This is a genomic window from Paenalcaligenes sp. DL 463, from assembly GCF_057475185.1.
The window spans coordinates 1263417-1277864 of the sequence record NZ_JBYBKX010000001.1; the positions used below are offsets into that span (position 1 = coordinate 1263417).

16 protein-coding genes are annotated in these 14448 nt (G+C 49.3%); 6 read left to right on the forward strand and 10 right to left on the reverse strand.

All coding sequences use genetic code 11. The features are described 5' to 3' along the window. Positions 1 to 43: 43 nt before the first annotated feature. The 3 genes from rpmG to AC2UZI_RS05880 form a co-directional block, all read right to left on the reverse strand. The gene (gene rpmG, locus AC2UZI_RS05870; protein ID WP_166407741.1) at positions 44 to 211 is read right to left on the reverse strand and encodes a 50S ribosomal protein L33; all 168 of its coding nucleotides are present in this window, start codon (positions 209 to 211) and stop codon (positions 44 to 46) included. Between the two features lie 37 nt (positions 212 to 248). Next, positions 249 to 485 (reverse strand): 50S ribosomal protein L28, encoded by a 237-nt coding sequence (gene rpmB / locus AC2UZI_RS05875; RefSeq protein ID WP_486942876.1) that lies wholly within the window; start codon positions 483 to 485, stop codon positions 249 to 251. 280 nt (positions 486 to 765) lie between these two features. Then, entirely contained in the window at positions 766 to 1914 is a 1149-nt protein-coding gene (locus AC2UZI_RS05880) for a Bcr/CflA family multidrug efflux MFS transporter (RefSeq protein WP_486942877.1), read from the reverse strand. A 253-nt stretch (positions 1915 to 2167) separates the two neighbouring features. On the opposite strand from AC2UZI_RS05880, the gene AC2UZI_RS05885 reads away from it, so the two are divergent. Both AC2UZI_RS05885 and AC2UZI_RS05890 read left to right on the forward strand, forming a co-directional pair. Beyond that, the gene (locus AC2UZI_RS05885; RefSeq protein ID WP_486942878.1) at positions 2168 to 3430 is read left to right on the forward strand and encodes a class I SAM-dependent methyltransferase; all 1263 of its coding nucleotides are present in this window, start codon (positions 2168 to 2170) and stop codon (positions 3428 to 3430) included. Between the two features lie 199 nt (positions 3431 to 3629). Continuing rightward, positions 3630 to 4394 carry a glycine betaine ABC transporter substrate-binding protein gene (locus AC2UZI_RS05890; RefSeq protein WP_486942879.1) on the forward strand — a complete coding sequence of 255 codons (765 nt, stop codon included), beginning with the start codon at positions 3630 to 3632 and terminating at the stop codon, positions 4392 to 4394. A 25-nt stretch (positions 4395 to 4419) separates the two neighbouring features. Here the strand turns inward: AC2UZI_RS05890 and AC2UZI_RS05895 are convergent, their stop codons facing one another. From AC2UZI_RS05895 to radC, 3 genes are all read right to left on the reverse strand, one after another. Beyond that, the gene (locus AC2UZI_RS05895) at positions 4420 to 6174 is read right to left on the reverse strand and encodes a glycosyltransferase family protein (RefSeq protein ID WP_486942880.1); all 1755 of its coding nucleotides are present in this window, start codon (positions 6172 to 6174) and stop codon (positions 4420 to 4422) included. A gap of 110 nt (positions 6175 to 6284) precedes the next feature. Then, positions 6285 to 6548: a type B 50S ribosomal protein L31 gene (locus tag AC2UZI_RS05900; RefSeq protein ID WP_486943726.1), complete on the reverse strand. Its 264-nt coding sequence runs from the start codon at positions 6546 to 6548 to the stop codon at positions 6285 to 6287. A gap of 187 nt (positions 6549 to 6735) precedes the next feature. Beyond that, positions 6736 to 7413: a RadC family protein gene (radC, locus tag AC2UZI_RS05905; RefSeq protein WP_486942881.1), complete on the reverse strand. Its 678-nt coding sequence runs from the start codon at positions 7411 to 7413 to the stop codon at positions 6736 to 6738. 50 nt (positions 7414 to 7463) lie between these two features. On the opposite strand from radC, the gene AC2UZI_RS05910 reads away from it, so the two are divergent. The 4 genes from AC2UZI_RS05910 (at position 7464) to AC2UZI_RS05925 (ending at position 11352) form a co-directional block, all read left to right on the forward strand. Further along, complete coding sequence (locus AC2UZI_RS05910) at positions 7464 to 7940, forward strand: FKBP-type peptidyl-prolyl cis-trans isomerase (protein WP_486942882.1); 477 nt, start codon at positions 7464 to 7466, stop codon at positions 7938 to 7940. Next, entirely contained in the window at positions 7937 to 8902 is a 966-nt protein-coding gene (ispH, locus tag AC2UZI_RS05915; RefSeq protein WP_486942883.1) for a 4-hydroxy-3-methylbut-2-enyl diphosphate reductase, read from the forward strand. The genes AC2UZI_RS05910 and ispH overlap by 4 nt, the downstream gene beginning before the upstream one ends. Positions 8903 to 8993: 91 nt before the next feature. Next, positions 8994 to 9872 carry an NAD(P)-dependent oxidoreductase gene (locus AC2UZI_RS05920; protein ID WP_486942884.1) on the forward strand — a complete coding sequence of 293 codons (879 nt, stop codon included), beginning with the start codon at positions 8994 to 8996 and terminating at the stop codon, positions 9870 to 9872. A gap of 103 nt (positions 9873 to 9975) precedes the next feature. Beyond that, positions 9976 to 11352 carry a YdgA family protein gene (locus tag AC2UZI_RS05925; RefSeq protein ID WP_486942885.1) on the forward strand — a complete coding sequence of 459 codons (1377 nt, stop codon included), beginning with the start codon at positions 9976 to 9978 and terminating at the stop codon, positions 11350 to 11352. Positions 11353 to 11439: 87 nt separating this feature from the next. On the opposite strand, the gene AC2UZI_RS05930 is transcribed toward AC2UZI_RS05925, so the two are convergent. From AC2UZI_RS05930 to rsfS, 4 genes are all read right to left on the reverse strand, one after another. Continuing rightward, entirely contained in the window at positions 11440 to 12045 is a 606-nt protein-coding gene (locus tag AC2UZI_RS05930) for a Maf family protein (RefSeq protein ID WP_486942886.1), read from the reverse strand. Positions 12046 to 12050: 5 nt separating this feature from the next. Continuing rightward, entirely contained in the window at positions 12051 to 13490 is a 1440-nt protein-coding gene (gene pyk, locus AC2UZI_RS05935) for a pyruvate kinase (protein ID WP_486942887.1), read from the reverse strand. A gap of 11 nt (positions 13491 to 13501) precedes the next feature. Further along, positions 13502 to 13972, reverse strand: coding sequence for a 23S rRNA (pseudouridine(1915)-N(3))-methyltransferase RlmH (rlmH, locus tag AC2UZI_RS05940; protein ID WP_486942888.1), 471 nt, complete (start codon positions 13970 to 13972; stop codon positions 13502 to 13504). Positions 13973 to 14042: 70 nt separating this feature from the next. Continuing rightward, positions 14043 to 14444, reverse strand: a complete 402-nt coding sequence (gene rsfS, locus AC2UZI_RS05945) for a ribosome silencing factor (RefSeq protein WP_486942889.1) — start codon at positions 14442 to 14444, stop codon at positions 14043 to 14045. Positions 14445 to 14448 lie beyond the last annotated feature (4 nt).

Below are 14448 nucleotides of genomic sequence, written 5' to 3' on the forward strand. Positions count from 1 at the left end.
TTGGGTACGGGCAGATAAAAGCGCTGCACCGAGAACACATCTTTTATTTAAGACGTGTTTCTTTGTACTCTACGTGCTTGCGGACGACGGGATCAAATTTTTTGATCACCATTTTTTCAGGCGTATTGCGCTTGTTTTTGGTCGTTGTGTAGAAATGACCAGTACCAGCGGAAGACTCGAGTTTGATTTTCTCGCGTATACCTTTAGCCATGATGTGCTCCTTGTATTAGGTTAGTGCTGGGAGACGCTTAAACGCGTTCGCCGCGTGCACGTAAGTCGGCCAATACGGAGTCGATACCGTTTTTGTCGATTAAACGTAAAGCTTGTGTGGAAACACGCAGACGAACCCAGCGGTTTTCGCTTTCAACCCAGAATCGACGAGATTGAAGATTAGGAAGAAAACGACGCTTTGTTTTGTTGTTAGCGTGCGAAACGTTGTTGCCCACCATTGGGCCTTTTCCTGTAACTCGGCATACGCGTGCCATGGTTATACCCCTTGAGAGTCTAGTTCGGCTACCGCACACAGCCAATCAACTATAGTAATTAATACTAGGCGGTTTAAGCTCGTGGTTCGTGGTTATAGTAGTAGCTGCCCGTAATAACTGGCGCTGACAGAGAGTGTTATGGATTAACAAGACGTTGATCCGCACAATTGTTGTTACCGCTGTTACCTGCACAGAAAGCTATTACTACAATCAAAGAAACCGAAATTAATTGTTCGTAAAGCAGACTATTCTAATATGAAAAACGGCGCCTAATCAAGTATTAACGGCTTTTAGTTTCGGCGGTGCGGCTTGCAAGCCACGATAGTGTGGCGCAACCCGCTAAAACCGCGGTAAGCGGTAAGGGTGTTGCCGAGTGCCAAGCACTGACTGCTAGCCCAGCTAGCGCACCACATAACATTTGTATTGTACCCATTAAGGCCGACGCTGCGCCTAAGCGGTGACCTTGCTCGCCCAGTGCTAGGGCTGCTGAGTTAGGCCCTATAAAGCCTTGGCATGCCATAAAGCCCATCAAGCAGATCATTAACGAGATCAGACCAAGCTGCTGTGTGACTGTTAGTAGTAAGGCCGTGGCGATGAAAAATAGTTGTGAGCTTTGGGCCCATCTTAGTAGCCTATCCGGCGTAAAGCGGTTAAGTAGCCGAGCGCTAAATTGTGAAGCGGCAATGAGTGATGCGGCATTTAGGCCAAAAAGTAAGCCGAAATAAGAGGGGTCTACGTCATAAATGCTGATGAATACACGAGCCGAACCGGCAATATAGGCGAACATGCCCGCAGAGCCAAAGGCAGCCGCCAGAGAATAAAAGAGGAATCGGCGATGGTGGCTTAACTCGTAGTAATTCTTTGCAATCACCGTTAAGCGCAAAGGGATGATGTTGTTTGGGTCTAGTGTTTCGCGCATTGAGCGCCATGTGGCGATGAACAGCGCCACGCCCACAAGACACATAAAAATAAAGCTCGCGTGCCAACTGCTAAACCGAAGTAATTGCGCGCCCAAGATAGGGGCTAGTATCGGTGTAACCCCCATCACTAACATCAACATGGATAAGGCTTTGGCTGCGTCTCGGGTATCAAAGTTGTCACGTATTACCGCCCGAGTGATCACCATTCCCGCGGCACCCCCAAATGCTTGTAATATCCGCCACCCGGTTAAATGGTGGATATCGGTACTGAGGGCACACCCTAACGAGGCTATCGTGAATAATGCCAAGCCAAACAAAAGAGGCTTTTTCCTACCAAAACGATCCGCTACAGGGCCGTAGATAAGTTGAGCACACGAAAGCCCCAACAAATAACTGGCTAAGGTGCGTTCTATGCTTCCCAAGTCTGTATTTAAACTGCTTGCCATGGCAGGAAAGGCAGGCAGGTACATGTCGATAGCTAAAGGCCCTAACGCGGTAAGTAATCCCATTAGCACAAGCCAAGAGGGAAAACCGGTTAGTGACGAACGTTCGTGAGAGGGTTGCATGTGAAAAGGTGGGGAGTGGGTGGGAAACAACCGTAGGTCAGGTGGGGGCTTTAGCAAAACAGGCGTGAAAGTGATAAATTAATCGCTGTATGAGCAGCCGCGGACAATCTTAGCATGTGAAGCCATCATAGGCTGGTGGCTTGACGCTATGCAGTAGAGCGGAACGCATTCTTTAGTGATTCTCAGGGAGGCGGGTTTGAGTTCTATTACAGCGATGGTTGAGTCTAAACTGGCAGATTTGCCTATCAAGGTCAGTGTGTCGTTACCCAGTGGCGAAATGATTGGGCCTCAGGATGCCCAATTAGCCGTTCGTATTAGCGATAACGCGACGTTGGCGCATTTGGCAGCGGGCCAAGTGGGAAGTCTTGGGGAAGCGTATGTTGAGGGTACCTTCGATTTTGACGGGTCGGTTCGCGATCTTATGGAGGTGGCTGCAGCCATATTGCCTGATTCGCCGATGAACCAGATGCGTGCTGGCGCTTTCACCAGCCTTATTTATAAGCTGCGTTCGATCTGGCGGCATTCTGTCGAACGCGATGCTAAACAAATCGAGTTTCATTACGATCTGTCAGACGACTTTTATAAGCTGTGGTTAGATCCTAGACGCGTCTATTCTTGCGCATACTATAAAGAGAATTATTACACCTTGGCAGAGGCTCAAGAAGCAAAGCTTGATCATATTTGTCGTAAATTGCGCTTGCAAAGCGGCGAGCGTTTCTTGGATGTGGGTGCTGGTTGGGGAGGGTTATTGTTATGGGCCGCAGAGCATTATGGTGTAGATGCGACGGGGATTACGCTATCCAAAAACCAGCATGCCTATGTAACTCAACTGATCGAAGCGAAGGGCTTAACAAGCCGCGTTCGTATGCAGTTACTCGATTATCGTAAATTAGATACGGGCCAACCTTTCGATAAAATTGCCTCGGTGGGAATGTTTGAGCACGTAGGGCGTGCGCAATTATCCAGCTACTTTAATACCTTACGTCATTTGCTAAAACCAAATGGGCTGGTTTTAAATCATGGTATTACCTCGGGTGGAGTCGACCATAGTCAATTAGGGGCAGGAATGGGGGATTTCATTGAAAAGTATATTTTCCCTGGTGGCGAGTTGACGCATATCAGTCACGTATTACGGCATTTAGCTGAAGGTGGTCTGGAAGATGTGGACAGTGAAAACTTGCGTCCTCATTACGCTCGAACATTGTGGGCGTGGAGCGATGCCTTAGAGGCGAAGTTAAACGAAGCGAAGGTGACGTTACCCGGAGAGCAGGGGCAAAAGTCGCTACGGGCTTATCGGGTGTATTTAGCAGGATGCGCAATGAGTTTTGAACATGGTTGGATTGCGTTGCATCAAGTGCTGGCACAGCGTTCACCCGACGGTAAAAGCGACGAGCTTGCGCCATCTGACCCGTCGGCTTACCCGTGGCGTCGTGATTATATTTATACTAATCCACAGTAAGCATGTCGTGTAAGGTTAGAGATATATCGTCATACGCTTAAGTTTTGCTTTCAAAACGTAATAGGTCGCAGTTTGTTTTAGTGCACGAGAACCACTAAACTGACTGTGACCTTTTTGTTTGGGTCGTCAATGGCATCGGCGCATGGCGATATGTTGAGTGTGGATGCTGTTTCAAAGAATCAGTCTTAAGGAGTTAAGCATGCCCATAACCGGAGTGGCTGCGTTTCAACATCGTGGGTTCAGTCAATCTTTAAAACGCAAAGTGGCCGCTCAGTTGGCAGTAGGGTTGGCTGGGATATTGACCTTATCCAATGTTGCAGCGGTAGAAGCCACTGCTGTTTGTGAGATTGATCGACCTGTGCGTTTTGTGGCAATGGACTGGGATAGTAATCGTCTTTTATTAGAGGTTGAGCGTTTTATTATTGAACAAGGTTACGGATGCTCAACAGAGGTTCAAAGTGCCGAGGTGCTTGACGGGGTGAAAGCGCTAGAGCAAGGGGATGTCGATGTGCACTCGGAAGTTTGGCTCAGCAGTGTTTCTGCGCCGTGGCAAGAAGCTGAGTCCAGTGGACAGGTTAAGCGTTTAGGCGAATTGTACCTAGGGGGTGGCGGATCTTTTGCTCCCGACGCTGTTAAAGAAGCCGTCGAGCAAGCGCAAGCTGACGACGAGTTGATTGGCGGGTGTGGGGCTGACGCCAATTGCAGTGAAGACCCGCTTGCCTACCCAGAGCACGCCGTATTTACGGGTTTGAATACTCGGTTTTCAGAGCAGACTCCACAGCTCAGTGCATTTTTTGCGAATGTGCGGATTGAGCCCGACTTGATGGCTAACACCTTAAAAGCAATGCAAGCCTCGTCTATTAATGCAGAGGAAGCGGCGCGTCAGTTTCTTAGCGAGAATGAAGATGTTTGGGCACAGTGGTTACCGATGCATGTCACATTGCGCGTGAAAGGCGCTTTGTAGCATCGACGGTAACCCTTTGGACACGTCAGGGGTTGTTACGCAAGAGTCGGAACATTTCGTTGCGATCCCCTCCGCGGCGTCCAGACCATAGCTCGGTAGTAGTAGCGGGTACAGGGTGTAGCCCGCTTTCGACTTCCTTGGCATTTAGTTGTTGCAAGACCAGTGGGCAGCGATGATCAAAAATCAGATCAATGTGGTTGAATACATAGAACGAAGCTCGCTGCCCAATACCTACCCCTAGGCCTCGTATGCACTCACGGGCGTTACGATGTTCGGTTAACACCGTGTTGAGTTCGTTTGAAACGCCTCGGTAGCTACGAGCGTAATCCAATGCGGGAAGCCATAGTGTTACCAATAACAACCATGTGGTCAGTAAACCGCCAGCCGATAATACTGTGCCGCGCCAAAGGCCGGGTGGGTGGCGACGAGTGCGCCAAATAACTAATAAAACCCAGCTTAATGAACCGGCAATCGCAATGCTAAGTGCAGGAATCGAAACAAAAACTTCGTAGCCCGTGGTTTGTCTAGCAATGCTGTGTGCGATTTTGGGCGGCCACCCCGTTTGTTGGGCGATCCATCCTAGCCACACCGTTGCGGCGGTGAGTGAAAAACACATCACAGCAAACCAGTCTAGCGTGTTAATCACGCCTCGACGCAAGGTGGGCAGTGCAAAAGCGGCGAGTACCGCACACGGCACAGCCAATAAGGCATACTCTGGCTCGAAAGGGGCCGAGTGGACCATCAGCGAAAGTAATGCAGCACCCAGTAAAACGGTGGGTAACAGCATGTGTGGAGCACGTAACCATTGGCGCCAGTTCCACAAGGCGATTAGCGCGAGTGGCCACGTGGGCCAAACGAACCAAAGCAAGTCGCGCAGCGTTTTAGCTGTATTAGAGAGGGACGGCCATGCATACGAGCTAAGGTTCCAGAGTACCCAGTTGTGTGTCCAAAACAGACTAAAGCGTTTTGCAGGTAGCCACCAGAATAAGAAAACGGCAATAGCGACGATGGCTGTCATCGCAAACCATTTTATTTCGTCTCGATAGACAGATTTCACGCTTAACAGGGCCACAATGCCTAGTATGATGGGCAGCCCACCCACCCATCCGCGCGTGAGTAGGGCGCAGCCAAGGGCAAGACCTAGAAGGATAGAGCTAGAGGCGGGTTTGGCAGGCAAGCGAGCCGCAGCAAAGAAAGCGAGGGCTTGAAAAGCGATGATGGCAGGTACTTCAGAGCTTTCATGCATACGCCACATGATGCCAAGCGTAGCAATAATAAAGAGCAATGCGGCGTCGGCGAGCATCCTACCGTAGTCGGTTGGCGAGGGCTCTCCACCAAAAGGTAAGGGCAAAGGTTGTGCTTCGGGAAGCCGTGCCAGCTTGAACGTACCATACCAAATGCAGTAGGTAAGCATGCCAAACCAAACAAGGTTAGGGATGCGAGAGGCGAGAATTGTCGCGTTTATGTCTGAGGTGAATAGTGCAAAAACAGGGCTAAATAGGGTGATGCATAGTACGCCTACCCACGTGACGAGGGGGCCGTTCTCGGCATAGGCCAAGCTACCCACTTGAGGTAGTAATAAGGCGATGCCGCCATCGTGATTTAAGGCGGTTAGCATGGCAGCTAAGCCGACGACGTCGTCTGTCTTCCAGGGGTCTCTGAAGAGTAATCCTGAAAATATATAGATTAACCCTACCAGCAACAGTAAGCTGCGCGGCAGTTTAGCTGCGCCTGGAGTCGTTAGGCGTGCAGGCGTAGAAAGATTCTGGGATATCGACACAGACAAGTACTAATGTTGAGAAGGATTTATGATTATAGCTGTAGGGACGCGACAGATACGATAGACGAAAAAAAAGCAGCCAAGGCTGCTTTTTTTATTACGAAAAGCGATTAGCTGCTTTTGCGTGTACCTGCAGTACGAGCAAAACGGGCGCGGAATTTCTCAACACGGCCTGTTTCAACGATGCGGGTTTGTGCGCCGGTGTAAAACGGATGTGACTCGGACGTTACGTCACATTTGAAAAGAGGGTATGTTTTACCGTCTTTTTCGATGGTATCGCGCGTGTGGAGCGTCGAACGGGTAATGAAGGAATTACCCGTTTGTTGATCCAAGAACACCACTTCGCGGTACTCTGGGTGGATGCCTTCTTTCATGATGGTTTTCCTGTCGTTCATAGTAGGACCGCCAACAGATATCAAAAGAAAACGATCTGCCACGTATCCAGTAAATCGAGAGATTCTACCATTGCCTTTATATTTTTCAAAGTAATAGGCGGCTTCTTTCAGCCAGAGGGGGCTTTTTTACTTCGACTGTTGTTTTAGAGAGAAGAACTCAACGTCGCTACACTTGAGAGCGTTCGGCCAACGAGGTGGCATGATTGGCCGTGATGATGAGGTGATCAAGCAAGCGAATATCAACAAGTTGAAGCGCTTGTTTAATGTGCTGGGTCAAATGTAAGTCGGCTTGACTGGGTTCTCGGACCCCCGATGGATGGTTGTGTGCCAGTATGACCGCCGTGGCGTGATGCGTTAGGGCCGCTTTCACTAGCTCTCGTGGGTAAACAGAGGCTTGGTTAATCGTGCCCTTTGATAGCTCTTGGCAGTTGATTAGCCGTAGTTGGTTATCAAGGTATAGGGCAATGCAGTGCTCAACCTTCAAATGTCCCAAACGCGAGATACAATACAGTTTGACTTTCTGAGGTTGGTTCATCATTGCGCCTTGCACCAAATCTTCTTTTAGCGCTCGGCGAGTGATTTCACTAATGGCGAGTAGTTCGCAGCTTTTAGCTTGGCCTATGCCATTAATACCTTGTAGCTGGTTGGCATCAGCGGCCAGTAAGCCCCTAAAGCCTTTGAAATGGGCTAATACGTTTTTTGCTAAGTTAATGACGTGATGTTGCGCTGTACCGGTACGCAGTACGATTGCCAGAAGCTCTTCGTCAGCTAATGATTCCGCACCGTGCTTAAGCAGGCGTTCTCGAGGCCGCAAATTATTTAGGAATTTACTGTTAGAAAGCATAAGAAGCACTAAAATGAAGTCTATATATTGATGACACAGGATGGCAGATTTTGACCGCGCTCTCAGATGAAAATCCCTTAATTGTCCGTGAGGATTCCTACTTAACATTGCACTATTGCATACAAATTATGTCGGGGCCTGCGGCGGGAACGCTTTTTATTAATACCTTTGATGGACGACCTGCTACCTTGCAAATGGGTGCGGGGCAATGGGCTACGGGTCTTGAGAGCGTGTTGTTGGGCGAACCAGAGGGCGCGACATTGCATGCGGATCTCCCTCCAGAGCAAGCTTACGGTGAACGTAACCCCGCTTTGTTGCAATGGGTTAGTCATGACATGTTGCGTGAAAATACGGCAAAAGATGAAAGCTTCAATCCAGGTGATATGGTTGAGTTCAGTGCGCGTAATGGCTCCCGATACTCTGGCGTTTTAAAACAGTTAAGCGCGGATGCCGCGTTGTTTGACTTTAATCACCCCTTAGCTGGGGCAGACATCCGTTTAGATGTGAAAATTTTGGGAATTTTATGACGACATCGACTTCCACAGAATCCGGTTTAGAAGTGATATTGGCCCAACCTCGTGGGTTCTGTGCGGGCGTGGATCGCGCCATTGACATAGTAGAACGAGCCATTGAGCTACATGGGAAACCGATCTATGTACGCCACGAAATTGTGCACAACCGCTATGTGGTTGAAGACTTAAAGGCGAAAGGGGCCATTTTTATCGATGAGCTTGAACAAGCTCCCGAAGGCGCTATTGTGGTGTTTTCAGCGCACGGAGTATCGCTACAGATCAGAGCGGAAGCGCAAGAGCGTGGACTGAAGATTTTTGATGCCACTTGCCCACTCGTAACGAAGGTGCACGTGGAAGTCGCGCGTATGCGAAAAGCCGGTCGTGAAATCATCATGATTGGGCACAAAGGCCACCCCGAGGTAGAGGGAACGTTGGGTCAGTCTGAGGTGGGAATGTATTTGGTCGAGACCCCCGAAGATGTGCAGGCTTTATCTGTGAAAGATCCGGATAACTTGTCTTTTGTGACGCAAACCACGCTATCGGTGGATGATGCGGCTCAAGTTGCGCAAGCCTTACGCGATCGTTTCCCTAATATCACCGAACCAAAGAAAAGTGATATTTGTTATGCCACTCAAAATCGACAAGATGCTGTGAAAGTGATGGCTCCACAGTGCGATGTGGTGCTAGTAGTGGGAAGCACGAATAGTTCTAACTCGAATCGCTTGCGTGAAGTGGCTGAACGTAAAGGGGCCGATGCTTATTTATTAGACGATCCTGACATGATTCAGGCTGACTGGTTAAAGGCAGGTAGCCGAGTGGGGGTTACGGCAGGCGCCTCTGCGCCGGAAGAGCTCGTGTCGCAAGTGATCGCTCGTTTGAAAGAGTTAGGCGCCATTTCAGTCCGTACTCTGGATGGCGTGGAAGAAAATGTATCGTTCCCATTGCCCCGCGAGTTATCAAGAAAGTTGAATCCTTAAGCCGTTAAAGGGCACGTCCCTTTAGCGCAGCCCGATGCAGAATACAATTTCTCTTTAAAACACCTTTAATAACAAGGTTCAACCTATTGCTATGCGTATTGGTTTTTGTGGTTTAGGTTTGATGGGCTCGCGTATGGCACAGCGATTGCTAGACAGCGGGCATTCCCTTACGGTGTGGAATCGTAGCGTAGAAAAAACTCGTGTATTGGAAGAGCAGGGGGCGAAGGTGGCAGCAAGCCCAGCGCAGCTGGCCGCCGAGTGCGAGGTGGTTTTTGCGTGCGTTTACGATGCCAAGGCGGTAGAAGAGCTGGTTTTTGGCCCCCATGGTCTAAGTCATGAAGAGGGGGCGATGAAGCTATTTGTGGATCATGCTTCTATTCCTCCAGCGATTACTAAAGAGTATGCGCTACGGTTAAAAGAAAAAACGGGTGCGTCGTGGGTAGACGCACCTGTGTCAGGCGGAACAGGTGGTGCCGAGAACGGTACCCTAGCCATCATGGCGGGCGGCGATATCACCGATATCGAAACCGTGCGTCCCTACCTCATGTCGTATGCGCAGCGCGTGACGCTGATGGGGCTAAATGGTGCAGGCCAAACGACTAAGCTTTGCAATCAAGCGATTGTGGCCTCAACCATTGCGGTGATAGCCGAAGCAATACGTTTGGCGTCTGACGACGGCGTCGAAGCCAGTTTGCTTAGTGAAGCGTTAGCTGGTGGCTGGGCCGATTCCGTATTGTTGCAGCTTTTTGTGCCAAGAATGACAGCAGCAGAAGGTGTTTCGGTAACGGCGACGGTTGCTACCATGCTTAAAGATTTAGATGCGGTGGCGCACTTAGCCCAAAGTAATAATACAGCAATGCCAGTCAGTCATTGCGCGCAGCAACTTTATCGATTGGCCACTCAACAGGGCTTAGGCCAGTCGGATGTGTCTCAGATTATTAAGGCATTGACTGCCAAACCTACACACTGAAGTCTAGTCAGGCTTTATCGTTAACGAAGTATCTGGTTTTTAATAAAAGACAGCCATCGGTTTGTCGGTGTCTGTTGGTTAATGTGCCTCTTTAAGGTTATTTATGAATAAAAAGATCGTAGTGTTAGGAGCTGTAGCTGTCCTAGGTCTGGGCTATGTTGCAGCAACGGCTTATGTGGGTGGCCAAACTGAAGCGGTGGTACGTGATCAGGTCGCTATCGTTAACACGAAGCTACATGAGCAAATTCACACTGAAAGCTCCGATGATTACGCACGTCTTAGCATTCTTAGTTTTGAGCGAGAAGTGTTTAAGTCTGAAGCGATATATCAGTTTGAAATGAAGCTGGCTGATGACACGATCAATTTACAGTTTAAAGACACTTATTATCATGGACCTTTGCCAGTTGCGGCGATAGGGGCCGGAAAGCTCAGTCCCATGTTAAGTTACAGCCAAACTGAGCTGTTGGAAAACGAGGGCTCTAAGGTATGGTTTGAGGGGGCTAATGGTCAAATACCTTTAACAGCCGAAACGGTCTATCGCTTTGGGGGCGGCGTAGCGTCAGAGATGGTGTTAGCACCAGTCAGTCTGAGTAACGACGCCTTTTCAGTTGACGTCGCGAAGACCATGGTTCATTTCGACTTTGAAGAGAATATTGCAAATCATGTTGCTCAAGGTACGTTGCCGCTCGTGTCGTTCAAGAACGTCAATAGCGAAGACAGCGTAAACATCAATAACATTCGTTTTGAGGGCAAAAGCGCCGAAACGAATGATGAAGTCAATAACGAATACGTTGCTGATATTGAAAGTATTGTTATCCATTCAGCTCTAGGCGCAGACGTTAACTTGAGCCAGGTGATATTAAGCGGAGAAGGGCGTCAGCGTAATGAAATGGTTGATGTGAGTCTAAATTACCGCATAGCCGATGCGCGAATTGACACGCAAAGCTTTGGTAGTTTCGAGCTGGGTACGTATGCAAAAAATATTGATAATACGGTGTTGAAAGAAATCAGTGCGCTGTCCTCGCAAGCAGAAGAAAACGTTGAAATCTTGGAACCGTTGTTACATAAGTTATTGGTGAAAAACCCAGAGCTTGGAATCGAGCCGTTTATATGGCGTAACAGCGGTGGAGAATCAAAAATAGAAGTTCAAACGGTACTTCAAGGGGCGGAAAACACGCAAACCTCGACTGAAGAAATCGTAAAAAGTTTAGCGGTGTCTGCCAGTATTCCCCGTGATATGGTCACGGCGATTTTAGGCAGTGAGGCAGGCTTTTTGTCGTCTATGGTTGAAATGATCTTTGATGAGAAAGTACAAGATCTCCGTCATAAGCAGTTAATTACTTATGAAAACAATACGGCTATGGTCGATTTTCAGTATGACAGCCAAAGCAAGCAAGTTCGTTTAAACGGAAAAACCATGTCCGTCGACGAGTTTGCGGTACTTGCAGGCTCAGAGATGCAGCCGTTATTTGGTTTCTAAGACAGAGGTAGAGGGCTTTTGTTAAGCCCTTCGGTTGCAACATATCGCCCCAGACTGGCTTTTTTGTTAAAGCGCTCTGGGGCTTTTTTATGTTTCTATAAGTCCTGACTGAACAAAGAGGTCGTAGGTTTCATGCAGAGGTAAACCCATTACACCGCTATAGCTTCCTTCAAGGTGACGGATAAAGGCAGCAGCTTGACCTTGAATGCCATAAGCACCGGCTTTGCCTAAGGGCTCACCGGACTCGCAGTAACGCGCTATCTCTACGTTGCTTAAGGCTTTCATTGTGACTTGACTACTTGATAACGCACTGTAGCGGTGACCTTTTGCTATCAATACTACGGCCGTGTGCACGTGATGGGTCTGATCAGAAAGCAGGCGCAGCATGCGGCTAGCGTCGTTCAAATCGCTGGGTTTAGAAAGGATAGCGCTGTTTAGCTCTACGGTTGTGTCTGCGCACAATAATGCATACTCAGTGTCTATTTGCTGCGTAAGAAGATAATGTTGCGCTTGCACGGCCTTTTCTGCGGCGGTGCGCGTTACGTAGGAAATCGCTGTTTCCCCTTCTTCTTGAGGCTCATCCTCGCCGGGTGGGGCTGGCACGTGCACCACAGTATGGTTGATACCAATCTGCTTTAGCAGTTCGTGACGACGAGGACTAGCAGAGGCCAAGAGTAAAGGAAGGCTAAGCATCGATTTTACTTCACGGTTAAAATTTTCATGCCGTTGGTGCCACCGCTATCAGCGTGCAAATCGCCTTTGGTCAGAATGATCCAATCGCCGCTTTTGACGACGTTGTGCTGCTTTAACAACTCAATAGCGGCATCGCTAATTGCAGAGTGCTCAAAAGCTAAGGCGTCAAAAGGCAAGCTGTAAACGCCTCTGAACATCGCTGCGCGATTCAAGGTGTGAGCATGGCGTGTGAAGCAAAAGATAGGGACACCCGAACGAATACGGGACATGATCAGCGGTGTGCGGCCACTTTCGGTAAGGCTGATAATGGCCTTAATGCCGGGGAAGTGGTTAGCCGCGTACATGGCTGAAAGCGCGATCGTGTCATCACACCGATCAAAACGTTCGCCGAGTCGGTGTTGAGAAGTAGTGGTCACAGGCTCTTGCTCTGCGCCGACACAGATGCGAGCCATAGCGGATACAGCTTCTACTGGAAACGAGCCCGCAGCACTTTCTGCAGAAAGCATGACGGCATCGGTGTAGTCCAATACCGCATTCGCTACGTCGGACACTTCTGCACGGGTAGGAATAGGGCTGGACACCATAGATTCCATCATTTGCGTGGCAGTAATGACGACTTTGTTTAGCGTTCGAGCGTGTTGAATAATACGTTTTTGTATGCCAACCAGACGGGCGTCGCCGATCTCAACGCCTAAGTCCCCACGCGCGACCATGACCCCATCGCTGGCTGTGATGATGTTATCCAATGCCGCGTCGTCTGCGACGGCTTCAGCTCGTTCGATTTTTGCAATCACCCAAGCATTGCTGCCTGCTTGTTGAATAAGGGCTTTGGCTTGTTCCATATCGCTGCCATAGCGTGGAAACGACACGGCGATGTAATCCACATCAAGCTCGGCTGCAAGCTTGATGTCTTCTCGGTCTTTGTCGGTAAGGCTGGGAGCAGAAATACCACCCCCGCGACGATTAATGCCTTTGTGGTCGGAAAGCTCGCCCCCGGTGATAACCGTTGTGTGAACGGACTCACCTTTGACCTCACGTACGCGCAAAATGATTTTACCGTCGTCTAAGAGCAACTCATCGTCTGGAGCGCAATCGTGTACCAATGGGGGGTAATCAATACCGACAATCTCTGCATTGCCTTGATCGGCGGCGTGTTCATTAGATAACACAAACGATTGGCCGACTTCGAGGTTCACGCGTTGGTTAACAAAACGAGCGATGCGAATTTTCGGACCCTGTAAGTCACCCATGAGGGCGACATAGCGTTGATGTTTTTCGGCAATCTGCCGTACAAGAGCGGCTTTTTTTCGGTGATCGTCAGCCGTTCCATGTGAGAAGTTCAAACGGGCGACGTCCATGCCGGCAAGAATTAATTGCTCAATAACAGCGGCGCTTTCTGACGCTGGCCCCAATGTGGCAACAATTTTCGTACGACGTTTAGACATGAAGACTCCTGTTAACTACGATGATAGGGATGCCCCGTTAACATTGACCATGCACGGTATAGCTGCTCTACCAATAGAACGCGAACCATTGGGTGGGGCAAGGTTAACGAGGAAATGCGTATTTGTTGTTGGCAATCACGCTTAAAACTAGGATCTAAGCCGTCGGGGCCGCCAATGATCAGTGCAATATCGACAGACTGATCACGCCAAGATTGAAGCTGGTCTCGCAGTTGCACGGTACTGAGATCGCGCCCCCGCTCGTCTAAGGCAATACGCCAAGTCTGGGCGGGTATGGCGGCGTCGATGCGTTTAGCCTCTGCCATCATTAATTGTTGAGGCGTTTTGCCTGTATTACGCGCTTCAGGTTTAATTTCTTTGAGTTCGATGCTGTAGTCAGAAGGCATCCGGCGTACATAATCATTCCATGCTTGGGTCACCCAATCGGGCATGCGATGGCCTACAGCAACAATATAAATTTTCATAAGCTATGCAGGAAGGCGTAGACAGTTCACGCCCCCTTGTCTCGTAATGATGAGGCGTGGGCAGAGAGGCTTAGTCGTCTTCTTGGTCGTGGCTAAAGGTATCGCCCACAAGCGGCAGTGTCGATTCGGGAAGTAAATCGACCTTAACCGGTCTGTCGCCCCAAAGCTCTTCGAGGTTGTAATACTGGCGAATAGTGGGTTGCATGCAGTGAATAACAATATCGCCCAAATCGATCAGTACCCACTCGCCCGTGTCTTCGCCTTCATGCGCTAAAACCTGTACTTGGTTTTTCTTCGCGCTTTCAATCACACTGTTGGCCAGAGCGCGTGTTTGGCGGTTGGACGTGCCGCTTGTAATGACGACCCGATCGAACAAACCCGTTAGGTGGGTGGTATCAAAAACACGGATGTCTTGTGCTTTGACATCTTCTAAAGCGTCGATCACAAGGCGTTGTAAAGATTCTATATTCATGTGG

Excerpts from the sequence above, each read along its gene's own strand:
- AC2UZI_RS05900 (WP_486943726.1), bottom strand. The coding sequence starts at position 6,548 with ATGAAAGAAGGCATCCACCCAGAGTACCGCGAAGTGGTGTTCTTGGAT.
- radC (WP_486942881.1), bottom strand. The coding sequence starts at position 7,413 with ATGCTTTCTAACAGTAAATTCCTAAATAATTTGCGGCCTCGAGAACGC.
- AC2UZI_RS05880 (WP_486942877.1), bottom strand. The coding sequence starts at position 1,914 with ATGGGATTACTTACCGCGTTAGGGCCTTTAGCTATCGACATGTACCTG.
- rpmG (WP_166407741.1), bottom strand. The coding sequence starts at position 211 with ATGGCTAAAGGTATACGCGAGAAAATCAAACTCGAGTCTTCCGCTGGT.
- rsfS (WP_486942889.1), bottom strand. The coding sequence starts at position 14,444 with ATGAATATAGAATCTTTACAACGCCTTGTGATCGACGCTTTAGAAGAT.
- rlmH (WP_486942888.1), bottom strand. The coding sequence starts at position 13,972 with ATGAAAATTTATATTGTTGCTGTAGGCCATCGCATGCCCGATTGGGTG.
- rpmB (WP_486942876.1), bottom strand. The coding sequence starts at position 485 with ATGGCACGCGTATGCCGAGTTACAGGAAAAGGCCCAATGGTGGGCAAC.
- AC2UZI_RS05920 (WP_486942884.1), top strand. The coding sequence starts at position 8,994 with ATGCGTATTGGTTTTTGTGGTTTAGGTTTGATGGGCTCGCGTATGGCA.
- AC2UZI_RS05890 (WP_486942879.1), top strand. The coding sequence starts at position 3,630 with ATGCCCATAACCGGAGTGGCTGCGTTTCAACATCGTGGGTTCAGTCAA.
- AC2UZI_RS05925 (WP_486942885.1), top strand. The coding sequence starts at position 9,976 with ATGAATAAAAAGATCGTAGTGTTAGGAGCTGTAGCTGTCCTAGGTCTG.
- ispH (WP_486942883.1), top strand. The coding sequence starts at position 7,937 with ATGACGACATCGACTTCCACAGAATCCGGTTTAGAAGTGATATTGGCC.
- pyk (WP_486942887.1), bottom strand. The coding sequence starts at position 13,490 with ATGTCTAAACGTCGTACGAAAATTGTTGCCACATTGGGGCCAGCGTCA.
- AC2UZI_RS05930 (WP_486942886.1), bottom strand. The coding sequence starts at position 12,045 with ATGCTTAGCCTTCCTTTACTCTTGGCCTCTGCTAGTCCTCGTCGTCAC.